The organism is Bacillus ectoiniformans, assembly GCF_016908875.1.
GTDB classification, from domain to species: Bacteria; Bacillota; Bacilli; order Bacillales; family Domibacillaceae; genus Bacillus_BX; species Bacillus_BX ectoiniformans.
This window is the reverse complement of sequence record NZ_JAFBES010000005.1, coordinates 201,964-217,599: the sequence shown is the minus strand read 5'-3', so window position 1 is coordinate 217,599 and position 15,636 is coordinate 201,964. Positions and strand designations below refer to the sequence as shown.

At 42.4% G+C, this 15,636-nt stretch carries 12 protein-coding genes, 1 other RNA gene and 1 other annotated feature; of the genes, 1 reads left to right on the top strand and 12 read right to left on the bottom strand.

Annotation, left to right across the window (positions count from 1 at the left end):
- Positions 1 to 3: 3 nt before the first annotated feature.
- From JOC78_RS09560 to hisS, 6 genes are all read right to left on the bottom strand, one after another.
- Complete coding sequence (locus JOC78_RS09560) at positions 4 to 783, bottom strand: hypothetical protein (RefSeq protein WP_204554575.1); 780 nt, start codon at positions 781 to 783, stop codon at positions 4 to 6.
- 367 nt (positions 784 to 1,150) lie between these two features.
- Positions 1,151 to 1,912: a tRNA threonylcarbamoyladenosine dehydratase gene (locus JOC78_RS09555; RefSeq protein WP_204554573.1), complete on the bottom strand. Its 762-nt coding sequence runs from the start codon at positions 1,910 to 1,912 to the stop codon at positions 1,151 to 1,153.
- A gap of 428 nt (positions 1,913 to 2,340) precedes the next feature.
- Entirely contained in the window at positions 2,341 to 2,946 is a 606-nt protein-coding gene (locus tag JOC78_RS09550; RefSeq protein WP_204554571.1) for a hypothetical protein, read from the bottom strand.
- Positions 2,947 to 3,064: 118 nt separating this feature from the next.
- Positions 3,065 to 3,252, bottom strand: a non-coding RNA gene (ssrS, locus tag JOC78_RS09545) — 6S RNA.
- 70 nt (positions 3,253 to 3,322) lie between these two features.
- The gene (gene aspS / locus JOC78_RS09540; protein ID WP_204554569.1) at positions 3,323 to 5,098 is read right to left on the bottom strand and encodes an aspartate--tRNA ligase; all 1,776 of its coding nucleotides are present in this window, start codon (positions 5,096 to 5,098) and stop codon (positions 3,323 to 3,325) included.
- Entirely contained in the window at positions 5,099 to 6,376 is a 1,278-nt protein-coding gene (gene hisS, locus JOC78_RS09535; RefSeq protein WP_204554567.1) for a histidine--tRNA ligase, read from the bottom strand.
- Between the two features lie 83 nt (positions 6,377 to 6,459).
- Positions 6,460 to 6,695: a binding site (T-box leader), on the bottom strand.
- 254 nt (positions 6,696 to 6,949) lie between these two features.
- Here hisS and JOC78_RS09530 point away from each other — a divergent pair.
- Positions 6,950 to 8,260, top strand: a complete 1,311-nt coding sequence (locus JOC78_RS09530; RefSeq protein WP_204554565.1) for an N-acetylmuramoyl-L-alanine amidase family protein — start codon at positions 6,950 to 6,952, stop codon at positions 8,258 to 8,260.
- Positions 8,261 to 8,380: 120 nt separating this feature from the next.
- Here JOC78_RS09530 and dtd read toward each other — a convergent pair whose 3' ends face one another.
- The 6 genes from dtd to JOC78_RS09500 all read right to left on the bottom strand — a co-directional run bounded on the left by dtd (position 8,381) and on the right by JOC78_RS09500 (position 15,538).
- Positions 8,381 to 8,818 carry a D-aminoacyl-tRNA deacylase gene (gene dtd, locus JOC78_RS09525; protein WP_204554563.1) on the bottom strand — a complete coding sequence of 146 codons (438 nt, stop codon included), beginning with the start codon at positions 8,816 to 8,818 and terminating at the stop codon, positions 8,381 to 8,383.
- Positions 8,819 to 8,833: 15 nt separating this feature from the next.
- On the bottom strand, positions 8,834 to 11,023 hold the full coding sequence (locus JOC78_RS09520) for a RelA/SpoT family protein (RefSeq protein WP_204554561.1): 2,190 nt from the start codon (positions 11,021 to 11,023) through the stop codon (positions 8,834 to 8,836).
- Between the two features lie 251 nt (positions 11,024 to 11,274).
- A complete protein-coding gene (locus JOC78_RS09515) occupies positions 11,275 to 11,790 on the bottom strand; it encodes an adenine phosphoribosyltransferase (protein ID WP_204554559.1) in 516 nt (171 codons plus the stop codon).
- Complete coding sequence (recJ, locus tag JOC78_RS09510) at positions 11,781 to 14,147, bottom strand: single-stranded-DNA-specific exonuclease RecJ (protein ID WP_204554557.1); 2,367 nt, start codon at positions 14,145 to 14,147, stop codon at positions 11,781 to 11,783. The genes JOC78_RS09515 and recJ overlap by 10 nt, the downstream gene beginning before the upstream one ends.
- Positions 14,148 to 14,284: 137 nt before the next feature.
- Entirely contained in the window at positions 14,285 to 14,617 is a 333-nt protein-coding gene (locus JOC78_RS09505; RefSeq protein WP_204554555.1) for a LapA family protein, read from the bottom strand.
- Positions 14,618 to 14,635: 18 nt separating this feature from the next.
- Complete coding sequence (locus tag JOC78_RS09500; RefSeq protein WP_204554553.1) at positions 14,636 to 15,538, bottom strand: cation diffusion facilitator family transporter; 903 nt, start codon at positions 15,536 to 15,538, stop codon at positions 14,636 to 14,638.
- Positions 15,539 to 15,636 lie beyond the last annotated feature (98 nt).

The following is a 15,636-nucleotide window of genomic DNA, read 5'->3' as shown; positions in this document are numbered from 1 at the left end:
ATGCTACACCTCTACTTTTCGATCAAGCATCCAGCTGGCTGCGAGAAACAAGAACGCTTGAAATACAATAGCTAAAAGCAGCGGCCACACTTGCAGCCCGCCATTTTCAATGGAAAAACTCAGGCCCGGTCCTCCGAAGCTTTGCGTACTTGCATCCCTTGCATCAACAATGTCAACCGTCCACGCAGCAAACCAATTTTGAAACAATGGCAGCTTAGTAAGCTGGCTCGCGATATAACTTACGGAAAAATAAATGGCGCCAATCAACAGCCAGCGAATCTTCTTTAATGCCGGCCGACCATTCAACGAATGATAAAATGCCCAGAAAAACAATCCCCACATCGTGAAATACAATGCCCCAATAAATATGGCGCCATTGAGAAAAAAACCTTCACTAAACGGCAGACGATTGCCGTTCATCAGCTCTTTCGGAAAAGAAATATTTGCAGAAATCAGCGCTAATACGTCCATTAATAAAAGCGAAACAAAAAATACTAGACAAGAAATGAGCAGCTTAGAAAGCAAAAGCTTCCAGCCATTCGCCGTTCCATGCAGCCAATATTGCCCTTTCTCTTCTGCCTTTAATAAAATCATTCCTGTAACCGGCAGCAAAATGGTGTGGAGGAAATACAGAAACAAGACAAACGGAAACATTACTTCCAGCACATCGTTATACATGATCAAGCTGATTCCGGCTGCATAAATAGCCAAAACCGCAGCGAGCCATCCCCACATATAGTTCTTTATTAATAAGTAATCTTTTATTAGCAGACCCTTAAACATCAAGCATCCCCTCCGCGTATTAGTGTACTATTTGAATAGTACACTAGGACATGAATACACGTCAAGGAGTTTTCCAAAATTTATCTTTCAGTGAGCGAGCAGTATATGGTCTGTAAAGATGAAGGTGAAGAAATGATCGGCGAAGGGTAATAAATGGCTGGTGACGGTTAATAAACGACATGTGAAGGCCAATAAACGGAGTGAAGGTCAATAAATGCTTGGTGTAGGTTAAAAAACCCCACGATAAGGTCATTAAACCTAAACTGAAAGATAATAACAGCACCAAAAGAGCGCAAACTTCAAGTGCATTCATCTAAAAACAAAAAAGCTTTCCTGAATCAACAGGAAAGCAAAGGTTAATATGATATTAGTCGTTTACTCGCTCTAGCTTAATGTCTTTTAATATTTCTCTCACGACATAACTGGCCATAATTAATCCGCACGTTGAAGGTACGAATGCGTTGGAAGATGGCGGCATTTTTGCTTTTCGGATCTGAGCTTCATCGTTTCCAACGACTTTTCTCACATCTTCACGAATGACAATCGGGCTTTCATCAGAGAAGACTACAGGAATGCCTTTGCGTATCCCTTCTTTACGAAGACGCGTGCGAACGACTTTGGCAATTGGGTCCGTATGCGTTTTAGAAATGTCTGTAATCTGAAAACGCGTAGGATCCATTTTATTCGCCGCACCCATACTAGAAATAATCGGGATATTTCGTGATAAACACTCTTTCATTAAATGAATCTTATATGAAATCGTATCAGACGCATCCACGACAAAATCTAACCCATAGCTAAAAAATTCTTCATACGTTTCTTCTGTATAGAACATCTTTAAAGCAATGACTTCACATTCCGGATTAATGTCGGCAATACGGGCTTTCATGACGTCAGCTTTCGGCTCGCCAACTGTTGATAATAGCGCAGGCAGCTGCCGGTTCACATTCGTAATATCGATGGTATCTTTATCAACAAGCAAAAGCCGTCCAACACCGGAACGCGCCAATGCTTCGGCAGAAAAAGAGCCAACTCCTCCGATTCCAAGCACAGCTACCGTGCTGTTTTTCAATAACTCTAACCCTTCTTTTCCAAACGCCAATTCATTGCGGGAAAATTGATGCAGCATGTATATTCACTCCATGTCTATTATTAATTAATTCCGATAGGATTTATCATACTTGAAAATCAGACACTCTTCAACATCGAAAAGCAAAATGGACTCGTTCAGGAGCTACGGGCAAATAGGCAAATAAATTAAATATCCGGAGCTGGTTACTGTCCAAGTTCCAAAGTTGCTGCCTATACGTCTGGCTGCAGTGAAAGAAAAAATTTCAGGACTCTTCCGAAACGAAAAAGGCACCCATGATTGCATCATGGTGACCCGTTCTTTTTTATCGACCGTGTGCAAACAAAGGCTGTCCTTTCTGGATGCCCTTTCAGAAGATTTAGAAGAATCCTATACGTTCAGTTGAGCTGGCTGCGCTAAAAAGCGTGGTCTATTCAGCTTGGTCTGAGTAATTACCACACGTGAAATCTTATCAATTATTTAAAAAATTATATATTTTCATCTGCAAGATATTGAATTTTATCTGTAGATAATACACGAACGCATGATTCTATATCCTCATGGTTCGGTTCGTTAGTAATCAACTCCCAAAATAACCCATCATATCCCACCCATATGTAAACAGAGGGATATTCAAAATTCAATAAGGGAAGCGCACTTCGATAACCATGGTTAGCTTCTAACCATGCTAAATGTTCTTCACTACTAAATAAATATAGGTTATTCCCAACCGCTTCTGCAAATGTTTGTTTTACAATTCTACAAAGTTCTATATCGTTATTGATTTTTAATTGATACAAACACATAAGAGGAACAGACTTCTGTTTATGTTTCGCATCATTGCTAGAAATAATTTTGTACGATATGTTATTCTCTGTTAACTCTCTCTCTAACCTCTTGCTAGATTCTATATATAAATAAACAGGAAAATTATCTCTTTTAATAATAAAGTCAAATATGCTTTCTTGGACTGCATCTAACGGGTGCCTCTCTTCACCAACTGGAAGAAGTGAATAAATTTTCACTTCGTCTTTAGAACAAAGATACTCCCTTTTCACTCCAGTTGAATAATCTTCAATCGACATTTTGTACATCGAATTTCCTCTTTTCCGGATCCAAAGCCCGTTCCATAACCTAGTCTCACACATATTTCCCCAAACATACAAAAACAGCCCCTGAATCATCAGAGGCTGCTGTTAATTTCGTTAGCAGACAAGTCCCAATTGTGCCGTCGTAAGGATCTATATGTTTTGAACCCGCTCTCCGCAGGTGGGTGCCCTGCATTAAACTTAGTAAGTCCTCTCGCAAGAGGCATGTACGCTGCTTAAAAACTCGGACTCCCGTAACATATATTGTTCGGTCAAAACAGATAGTGAATCAAACGAACACATCAGGACTCGCCTTCATTGAATTCATCTTAACATATACGTTTTTTGATTTCAACCGATAAGTTATCTAAAAATTCCAACTTTATTTTTTTGCTGTTGCGCGGATCGCTAAACTTAATTCCTCAAGCTGCGCTTCGCTGACTTCTCCAGGCGCATTTGTTAACAGGCAGCTTGCACTTGCTGTTTTAGGGAAGGCAATGGTGTCACGCAAGTTCGTGCGGCCAGTCAGCAGCATTACAATACGGTCTAGTCCTAGCGCAATTCCACCATGCGGCGGCGTGCCATATTCAAACGCTTCAAGCAAGAATCCGAATTGTTCCTTCGCTTGTTCAGGCGTAAAGCCAAGCAGTTCAAACATTTTCTCTTGAACTTCGCGCTCAAAAATACGGATGGATCCTCCGCCAAGCTCATAACCGTTCAATACGATGTCATAGGCTTGTGCATGTACTTTCGCCGGATCTTCATCGATCAATGACAATTCTTCCCGAACCGGCATCGTAAATGGATGGTGAGCCGCGTAATAGCGTTTTTCATTCTCATCATACTCAAGCAATGGCCAGTCAGTCACCCATAGGAAGTTGTACTTGTTTTCATCAATTAAGCCCAGTTCTTTTCCAAGGCGCAGACGAAGAGCACCTAGTGCATCAGCTACGACTGATTTTTTATCAGCAACGAATAATAATAGATCGCTTGTTTCCGCTTCTGCAGAAGCAATTAATTGAGCTTGTTCTTCTTCTGTAAAGAATTTGGCAATTGGTCCTTTCAATCCATCTTCTTCTACTTTCAGCCAAGCCAATCCTTTTGCTCCGTATACTGCAGTGAATTCAGTTAAGTGGTCAATATCTTTACGCGAATATGTTGTTCCTCCGCCTTTTACATTGATTAATTTCACTTGTCCGCCTGCTTCAACCGCTCCGGCAAACACTTTGAACCCAGAGTTTTGCACGATCTCAGATACATCTACAAGCTCCATGCCAAAACGTGTATCCGGTTTGTCTGAACCATAGCGGCTCATCGCTTCTTCATAAGACATTCTAGGGAAAGCTTCTGTGATGTCCACTGACTTCACATGCTTCATGACACGTTTCAGCATTTCTTCCGTCATGGACATAATGTCTTCCTGGCTCATGAAGCTCGCTTCGATGTCGATTTGTGTGAATTCCGGCTGGCGATCCGCACGAAGATCCTCATCACGGAAACAGCGGGCAATTTGATAGTAACGGTCAAAGCCTGAAACCATCAGCAGCTGCTTGAAAATTTGCGGAGATTGCGGCAACGCATAGAACTCTCCATCATGCACACGGCTTGGCACTAAATAGTCACGTGCTCCTTCTGGCGTGCTTTTCGTTAAGATTGGTGTTTCCACATCTAAAAATCCGTTTTCATCTAAATAGTCACGAATCGTCTTCGTAATGTCACTTCTCATTTTAAATGTTTCGTACATGACCGGACGGCGTAAATCTAAGTAACGGTATTTTAGACGGCTCTCTTCTGACACCTCTGTTTGGTCTTCTACCATAAATGGAGGATTTTTTGCTTCGCTTAAAATCGTTACTTCTGTCACGTGAACTTCGATTTTTCCAGTCGCGATATTTTCGTTCACTGTTCCCGGGTCACGCTCGATGACTGTTCCTTTAATGTCTAAAACATACTCATTACGGACTTTTTCTGCCACAGCTAATGCTTCTGTAGATTGTTCCGGGCTGAATACGATTTGAACGATGCCTGTCCGATCGCGGAAATCAATGAAAATTAATCCCCCAAGGTCTCTTCGGCGCTGCACCCATCCTTTTAACGTGACTTCTTCGCCTATTTGCTTTTCTGTGATCTGTCCACAGTAATATGATCTGCCAAACATTTATTTCGCCCCCATCTTTGTTTTTAATGTCTCTATGAATTGATCGAGCAGCACTTCTTCTTGTTCGCCGCTTTCCATATCCTTCACATTGATCTTGCCAGCGTTCAATTCGTCTTCTCCTAAAATAGCGACAAAACGAGCATTTAGACGGTCAGCGGATTTAAGCTGAGCCTTCATTTTTCGGTCCTGATAGTCTCTTTCTGCTCCAATACCCGCTTTTCTAAGCTGATGCAAAAGCTTGACCGTGTAATCTTTCGCCTCATCGCCAAGGGAAACGAGGTAACAGTCTAATTGCTGCTCAATCGGCAGCTGTACGCCTTCTGCTTCAATAGCCGAAAGAAGACGTTCAATACTGAAGGCAAAGCCAATGCCTGGCACGTCTGGCCCGCCCATTTGACTGACTAATCCGTTATAACGTCCGCCTCCGCATAATGTGGTGATGGCGCCGAACCCTTCTGCCTTGCTCATGACTTCAAATGCGGTGTGATTATAATAATCCAGTCCGCGGACAAGTGTAGGATCTACAGTAAATGGAATGTTTAAGTCCGTTAAATACTTCTGCACCTTTTCGAAATACGTGCGTGAGTAATCATTTAAGAAATCTAAAATCGAAGGCGCTGAACTCATTAGTTCATGCTCGCGGTCCTTTTTACAATCCAGAATGCGCAGTGGATTTTTCTTGAGCCTGCTTTGGCAATCCTGACAGAATTCACCGATTCTTGGTTCAAAGTGATTCACTAAAGCTTCGCGGTGAGCAGTACGGCTCTCTGCGTCACCCAGTGAATTGACCACTAGTTCAATCTGCTTTAAACCAGCCTCTTGGTAGATATCCATGACAAGCGCCAATACTTCTGCATCAATCGCTGGATCTTCACTGCCAATCGCTTCTACGCCAAACTGAACAAATTGGCGGAATCGGCCGGATTGCGGGCGCTCATAGCGGAACATTGGACCATTGTAAAAGAGCTTGACCGGCTGGTTCGGCTGGCCGAACATTTTATTCTCCACAAAGGAACGGACAACAGCTGCTGTTCCTTCAGGCCGAAGCGTCAGACTGCGTTCACCGCGGTCATTAAATGTATACATTTCTTTTTGTACGATATCTGTTGTATCGCCCACGCTTCGCTGAAATAATTCCGTGTGTTCAAAGATCGGTGTTCTAATTTCTTGATATTGATAGTTCTGACACACTTTTTTCGCAATCGCTTCAACATACTGCCACTTTTCAACGGTTCCTGGCAAAATATCCTGTGTGCCGCGCGGAATTTTCACTGACATATCGCATCCTCCTTATATCTTCATAAGTATGTAAACAGCTTAGGGACTCATTTTTTTGCACAAAAAAACTCTCATCCCTATAGACAAGGGACGAGAGCTGTTTATTCCCGTGGTACCACCCTAGTTAAAACTCAGATTGTGCCAAGTTTTCACTTTTCCAGTTAACGCCTGTTCACGTTCTCTCCTACTTAAATACTCTTTCAGAGAAAAACCTAAGGAGTGTTCGTTCATTAAGGCGATATGCAGAAATGCTTTCAGCCAAGGCATTTCCTCTCTTTACATACGGATCTTAACTACTTTTCTCCCTCATCGGTTGCATCTTAAGTTGTCGTTTGAAGAAAAACTAATGTTCATATTATAAGGAATTTTTACAAGTCATTCAAGTTTCTTTTTCGAACTTTTTTCACCCCTATCAATTTTCAGCCAAAATCTTCTAAGTTTTCCTCCTTTTTTCTCAATTTTTAAAAATCGAGGGAAAGAAACGTCAAACCAAGAATTTAATGCTAAAATAAGGCTGAAGTTACTTCCTGGGACAGAGTCTTCCAGGCACACTAATTAAATAGGCGGTGGGCTATGTACAAGAAAAGTATGTTTGCACTTATCATCTTTACTCTTATATTCAGTCTGATGCCTGCTGGGCTGCACGGGGCAAAGGCCGCCGGAGGAACCATTGAAATCTCCGTCAGCAATGCCAATGTTCGCAGTGAACCAAGCATGGACTCAAGTGTCGTCGGCAAAGCCAAACGAAATGAACGCTATACGATTCTTGATGAAAAATATGACTGGTACCAGATTCAATTACCTAATAACAAAAAAGGCTGGGTCGCAGGTTATCTTGTTAAAACCTCATCCTCTAACAGTCAAGTGGACAAGCGTGAGTCCAAGGCAGCAACTATTATTGCTGATCGGTTAAATGTCCGCAATCAGCCATCCCTCTCAGCAGACATTATGGGTAAGTTACATATTGGCGAGCAGGTAACGGCAACAGGAAATAAAGGCGACTGGGTACGAATTGATTTCCATGGCCATCACGGCTGGGTTCACGAACAGTTCATACGGCTCGGCAGCCAGAACGAGCAAGAGGTGAAAAACCAGGTCACTTCAAGGTCAGAACACGCCGTTCTATTATACAACGGCACGAATTTGCGTTCAGAACCTTCCATGGAATCATCTATTGTTGCACGTGGATCGCAAGGTGAAAGCTATCCGGTCGTAAGCCGGGAAGGGAAATGGCTGAAAGTCTCTCTGCCTGATGGGCGCGAAGCTTATTTAGCCAGCTGGATCGTCACTGTAAACGGGAAAGCAGAACAACAAAAGCCGGCTACAAACCAGTCAGCAACCGGTTTAAGGGGCAAAACTATCGTGCTTGACCCGGGACACGGCGGCATTGACCGCGGAACAACCGGTGCGAAAGGAACCTTCGAGAAATATTTAACATTGCAGACGACCCAATTGCTTTATCAAAAGCTCAAAAGATCAGGAGCAAATGTGATTTTAACTAGAAATGCAGATAGTTATTTATCTCTGCCATCAAGGGTAGCGGTTTCCTCTTTATACGAGGCAGACGCGTTTATCAGCATTCATTATGACAGTCATACTGAATCAAGCGCCAAAGGGTTTACTACCTACTATTACAATGGCAAACATAGAAAACTAGCTTCCAATGTTCATAACGAACTCGACCGCTCTCTTCCTATCTCAGATCGAGGCATTCGAACGGGTGATTACCATGTATTGCGAGAAAATAGTCAGCCCTCTATTTTGCTCGAATTGGGATACTTGAGCAACCCAAGGGAAGAAGCGACAGTGATTTCCACTCCTTATCAGGAGCTTGTGTCCAATGGAATTTATAATGGGTTAAACTCTTACTTTCAAGCACAATAAATAGAATACAAGAATAATAGTACAGCGCTTAGGCATTTCTATGAATGCTTAAGCGCTTTTATATATTCCAGATCACAAAAAAGAGCATTAAATCATGGAAGATCTAATGCTCAAATATGATTATTGTTCTAGAACTAGCGTCACTGGGCCATCGTTGATCAACGAGACATCCATCATGGCGCCAAATGTGCCTGTTTCCACTTGAACGCCTTTTTCACTCAACAGCTCATTGAAGCGGTTATAAACTTGCTCCGCCTGCTCCCCCTTCGCTGCAGCCATGAAATTCGGTCGGCGCCCTTTGCGGCAATCTCCGTATAATGTAAATTGAGAAACGGATAGGATCGATCCGCCCACATCTAATAGTGAGTGGTTCATCTTACCTGATTCATCTTCAAACACACGCAAGTGAACAATTTTTTCTGCTAAGTAGGCGGCTTCCGCTTCCCCGTCTTCATGTGTGACTCCGACCAATAGCATAAAACCTTGGCCAATTTCCCCGACGATCTCACTGTCTACTTTAACAGAAGCTTCTTTACATCTTTGCAAAACAACTTTCATATCGATTAAACACCCTTAATTTAAAATTCTTCGTACAGAATAAATATCAGGAATCTGTTTCACACGCTCGACTACTTTATGCAAGTGACTGATGTTGTGAATATAAATCGTCATATCGATTTTCGCAACTTTATTCCGGTCAGAACGTCCTGCGACCGCAGAAATATTCGTCTTTGTTTCACTGACCACTTGCAGAACTTCATTTAACAGTCCTTGGCGGTCGTAGCCGGAGATTTCAATTTCAACTGTATATTCTTTTTGCTTCGCCGCTCCGCTCTCCCATTCTACTGGAATTAAACGTGTAGACGAGTCTTCATTCGTCACGTTCGGACAGTCAGAGCGATGGACAGACACCCCTCGGCCTTTCGTAATGTAGCCGACAATGTCATCACCCGGAACCGGATTGCAGCATCTTGATAAACGAATCAGCAGATTGTCGATCCCTTTTACTTTGACACCTGAATTTTTCTTATTAATCGGTGTGGTCACCGTTTTTAATTCTTTAACAGATTCCACAGCCGCTTCCTGATCTCTCATTTTCCGCAGCTTCTCTGTTAATCTATTCACTACCTGCAAGGCGGTTATGCCGTTATAGCCCACCGCTGCATACATATCATCTTCATTGGAAAAGTTAAACTTTTCAGCGACACGGCTCACATTTTCAGATGTAAGCACTTCTTTCACTTCGAAGTCCATGTTGCGGATTTCTTTTTCAACTTGTTCGCGGCCTTTTTCCATATTTTCTTCCCGGTTTTGCTTCTTGAAAAATTGTTTAATCTTATTTTTTGCTTGGGAAGTCTGGGCCATCTTCATCCAGTCTTTGCTCGGTCCATAGGAATGCTTGGATGTTAAAATTTCAATAATATCCCCTGTTTTTAGTTCATAATCAAGGGTGACCATTTTTCCATTCACCTTGGCGCCGATGGTTTTATTGCCGATTTCCGAATGAATTCGGTAGGCAAAATCTATCGGAACTGAACCAGACGGCAGCTCGAAAACATCGCCTTTTGGAGTAAAAATAAATACCATATCCGAAAACAGATCAATTTTTAAGGACTCCATAAATTCTTCTGCATTCGCTGATTCATTCTGGAAGTCGAGGATTTCTCTAAACCACGACATTTTTTTCTCAAAAGAAGCCTTCTCGTCAATAGACCGGCCTTCTTTGTAGGCCCAGTGAGCCGCAACCCCAAATTCCGCAATGCGATGCATATCGTGAGTCCGGATTTGTACTTCTAACGGATCGCCTTTTGGGCCAATAACGGTCGTATGGAGCGATTGGTACATATTTGTTTTTGGCATCGCGATATAATCTTTAAATCGTCCGGGCATCGGCTTCCAGCATGTGTGGATGATTCCGAGCACAGCGTAGCAATCCTTAATGCTGTCGACAACGATCCGCACAGCAAGCAAATCATAAATCTCGTTAAATTGCTTATGCTGCAGCGCCATTTTACGGTAAATACTATAGATGTGCTTCGGACGTCCCGACAGTTCCGCATCAATCGATAATTCATCGAGGCGGGCCTTCACACCTCCAACCACTTCATCTAAATATTGCTCGCGCTCTTCGCGTTTCCTCTTCATTAAGTTAACAATCCGGTAATACTGCTGCGGATTTAAGTAACGCAAGGATGTATCTTCAAGCTCCCATTTAATCTTTGAAATACCAAGGCGGTGAGCTAAAGGAGCGAAAATTTCAAGTGTTTCATTGGAAATACGCCGCTGTTTTTCATGAGGTAGATGTTTAAGAGTGCGCATATTGTGAAGCCGATCCGCAAGCTTGATTAAAATGACACGGATGTCTTGGGCCATAGCAACAAACATTTTGCGGTGATTTTCCGCCTGCTGTTCTTCTTTTGACTTATATTTAATTTTCCCAAGCTTCGTTACTCCATCAACAAGCATGGTTACTTCTTTACCAAAAGCATCTGCCATATCATCAAGCGAAATATCGGTATCTTCCACCACATCATGTAAAAAACCTGCTGCGACGGTTGCCGGATCCATTTCTAAATCCGCAAGAATTCCCGCTACTTGAATCGGGTGAATAATGTACGGCTCTCCCGATTTACGATACTGCTCACTATGCGCTGCCTCCGCATAACGATAGGCTTTTCTGACAAACTCCACATGTTCCTCATTTAGGTATTGACTTGTCCGTTCAATCACTTGTTCGGCGGTTAATACTTGATCTTTCGCCATATGTTTACTCACCTTTATCATTTATAAGATTATTTAGTCCGCTTCTTTGTAAAAAAACTAATTGTTCTTATTATCGAAAAAAAACAGCTAGATGTAAAGCCATCTTGCGCATTTTATCGAGAATTTCAAAAAAAATGACGAAATTTGTCACACCAAAAAATTTCTTTCTATTTATAAAAAGATTAATTATTCATTCATTTGCTTGATTTATAAAAAAGAGAGCACTTAATAAAAGCGCTCACTTCTTAAAATTATTCATAAGACATTAACGAAACAACATCATATCCATCAAGCTTATCCATGCCATCCAAATATTTAAGCTCAATTAAAAAGGCAATTCCAGCAACGACTCCGCCTAATTGTTCAACAAGCTGAATAGTCGCCTCAATCGTGCCTCCCGTTGCTAATAGGTCATCGGTAATTAATACGCGCTGTCCTGGTTTTACTGCATCTTTATGAATGGTTAAGACATCTTTGCCGTATTCCAATCCATAATCCACTTTCACTGTTTCGCGAGGAAGTTTGCCTTCTTTACGCACAGGTGCAAAACCCACTCCTAATGAATAAGCCACAGGACAGCCGACAATAAATCCGCGTGCTTCCGGTCCAACAACTAAGTCGATTTCTTTTTCTTTCGCATACTCTACAATTTGATCCGTAGCGTAACGGAATGCATCACCATTATCCATTAGCGGCGTAATGTCTTTAAACTTAATTCCCGGCTTTGGCCAGTTTTCTACGATTTTAACATATTGCTTTAAATCCATGTGTTCTCTTCCTCCCGATTCTTCACAGGCAAATAGATATACTGACTCATCCAGTCTTTTAAATCCTGATAGGATGAATACAGCAGCTTATTTTCCAATTCGTATTGCATTTGTTTATTTTGATAGGATGGCGATTCACTTAAATCCCGCTTACCTGCAGCTGGATTTAAATGCAGAAATCCCTTATCCATTGTAACAAACTCCAGCTCAAAAAACACTTTCGACATAAAATCTACCGTTTCTCTTGACCAGCCCTTATACTTAGCGAGTTCATCACCATGTGTATTAAGGTCAAACACTTTTCGTTTATTCAAGAAAGCATAGAACCATTTAAAATGTTCTCTCGTCGGCATCGTGCTGAAGAAATGATTATCTTTCTGATGAAAATGCGCATATACTCGTTCTGGCTCACCGTTTTTCATCAGCTTCTCGATCAGTTCAGCTGATGATGGCATGTCGAGCAGCACGAGATTTTTTTGGTCAATTGAGAAGAGTTCCGCTTGTTCGCTGCTGTTTATCTGAACAACCTCCTGTTCATAATCCTGAAGCTTTAGATCATGAAGCGTTTCTTCTTTAAAAGTAATGAAAACCCGTTTGTCAGGGATCTCTTTCAGCCACTTCTGAATTTGGCGGTGTCCTCTCGCATCGAATAATTGCCAGTTATTCACCCGGACATCCTTCAGAAATATTTGCGGTTTGCTGATGTTATTCCATTCATTAATGGCCAGTTCACCGATCACAGACACTTTAGAAAAAGGAGCAATATGGTCGGCTAACGTTCCCATGCCAAAACCAATTCCATCAAGCGTAGCACCCTGTTGTTCAAGCATCAGTTTTAAATGCGTTTGATCTGAGCCGATTTTTTTCATAACCGATAGATTTGCCTCTTCTATCATGACTCGAGGCTTAGGGTTGCCCATTCCATATGGCGAGAGCTTCTGGAGCTGTTCAATCGCCTGAAGCGTCACATCCTCCACCGGTATAGCCGCGTCGAGTTCTGTAATTGGGATAAAATCATCTTCTGTCAGCTGTTCGCCCGCAAGCTGCGTCAGCCTTTCTCGCAGCAAGTCCACATTGGCTATTTCAAGCGTCATTCCAGCTGCCATCGGATGTCCTCCGAAATGAGGAAGAATATCCCGGCATGTAGATAAATTTTTAAACAAGTCAAACCCTTTAATACTTCTCGCCGACCCCTTCGCTTTTCCCGTCTCCGGGTCGAAGCTGAGCACTATAGCCGGACGATAATATTTATCTACCAGCCTTGAAGCGACAATTCCAATGACACCCGCATTCCAGCCTTCTTTTCCAATAACGATGACCGGATAATCTTCAGGCGGAAACTCGTTTTCTACCATTTCCATCGCTTCAAGAGTAATGTCATTCACAATGGTTTGACGCTCTTTATTTAATGAATCAATTTCCTTGGCCAGTTCTGCCGCTGTCTCTGCATCATCGGTCATTAACAATTCGACAGCAGGGTCAGCATCCGCCAGTCTGCCAGCAGCATTGAGACGAGGAGCAATCATAAACCCGATCGTCTCTTCATTGATCGCCGCCTTGTCTGTGCTTGTCAGTTTGCAAAGCGCGTTAATTCCAGGCCTTGATGTCTGCTTCAGCTTTTGAAGGCCAGCTTTCGCTAAACTGCGGTTCTCCCCCTTAAGCGGAACGAGGTCCGCAATCGTGCCAATCGCAGCTAAATCCAGCAAGTGTTCAGGAACATGTCCATATAGAGCATGGGCCACTTTAAACGCGACTCCGACTCCCGCTAAATAATGAAAAGGATAATGTCCGTCCGGGTGCTTCGGATGAATAATGGCTAGCGCTTCCGGAAGTTCAGGACCCGGCTCATGGTGATCGGTAATGATTAAATCCATCCCAAGCTCTTTCGCAAGTGCCGCTTCATTGACAGCTGAAATCCCGGTATCAACAGTAATAATTAATGAAAACCCGGTATCTTTTGCCCATCGGAATGCTTGTTCATTCGGGCCATATCCTTCTGTAAACCGGTTCGGAATATAAAATTCTGCATTTGCTCCCAAGTCTTTTAAGACGGTAAGCATCACAGACGTACTCGTGACACCATCTCCATCATAATCACCAAAGACTAAAATGGCTTCTTCATTCTTAATGGCTTCATGTATTCGTGAAACGGCTTGATCCATCCCAAGCATTAGGTAGGGATCATGAAATTCCTCGCCTTTTTCCATTAAAAAAGACCGTGCTGATTCTGCATCATTCAATCCACGGTTGATTAGTAAAGAGGCGAGCATTGGACTTACAGCCAGTTCTTCTGCTAGTTGATCTCGCATTTTTTCGTCGGTTTGACGAACAATCCAGCGGGTTTTTGATTTTAACATACGTTCACCCCTCAGAATTACTATTATAAAGTCTGATAGAATAATTGACAACATTCGCAGAGAAATTAACAAAAGGAGGCAAGAAAAAAGGGTGAAGCTTTTACTTCACCCTGATTCTAACAATATAAATCTTTTGCTTACTCTCCATCTGGAATCGTCCGATGCGCATCTTTCGCTGTCCCAGCTTCTGTTTGATTCCGCTGTTTTAATTCGTGCAATTCTTTTTTTAGATTTTCTATTTGGTGGATAAGCACTTTATTCTGTCTGCGTAAGCCTAGTGTTCTAAATAAGCTTAACAAGAAAGATAAAAGTGCGCCCATAAAAACAGAAAAAATAATGACAAGAACAAGCGGCCATTCTGATTGACCGAATAAATAATTGACAGTGACAGGTTCGACATTAATCACCGCAAAAATAGCAATGACAATAGCAAACAAAACACTTAGCAATAAGGTTGTTTGAGTTTTCATCTTCTCCCGCCCTTCTGATTAATCATCTTCCTCCGCCTTGAAAGGATTGATATGGACTAGCACATTCTGAACATTTGCCGCCTTCATCAGCTCTGCTTTCACCATTTTTCCGATCCGATGGCCCTCCTCAACAGTTATATGCGGATCGACAGAGATTTTTAAATCAATAATGACATAATGTCCGTGTTCTCTCGCATACAAGGTGCCGATTTTTTTTACACCAGGCACAGATAGGATGATATCGTGAAAGTGTGCCGCATCTTCTTCGTGAAGGACATGGTCAAGCGTATTGTGTATGGATTCTTTCCCGAGCTCCCAAGCCATCTTCAACACCAGCAAAGATACGAATAAACCGGCCACTGGATCTCCATAGATAAGCCAGTCCACATTCAGCTTCCCTCCAAGAATTGCCGCTCCAATCCCAATGAGCGCGGCAATGGAAGAAAAAACATCCGAACGATGCTCATAGGCATTCACTATTAAAGCATCGCTCTTTAACCTTTTTCCCAATCGGAACTTATATTGAAACATCGCTTCTTTTACAATAATTGAAAAGATGACCGCATACACCGCAATAACGTTCGGCGGCTCAATCTCATGGCCAAATGATTGAATGGACGAGATTCCAATTTCTACGCCGACCAGCGCAAGCAGCACCGCGACAATAATGGCCGCAACAGACTCTGCTTTTCCATGACCGTACGGATGATCCTCATCAGGAGGCTGCTTGGCTGCCCTAAGACCAATGAACACGGCCAATGAACCTGCCACATCCGAAGCAGAATGAGCCGCATCAGCAATCAATGCCCGGCTGTTCCCGGCAATTCCACAGACCCATTTAATAATCGCCAGGGCAATATTGCCGACAATCCCTACCATTGCGGCAAACTCTGCTTTTTTAAAACGTTCTTCCTGCTGCATCATGGCTCACTCCTAAATTTTTTCAGTAGTACCATTATAGACAATGCATGATAAAAATAAAATGAAACGGACCTTTAACGAATATTGAGGCGGATATT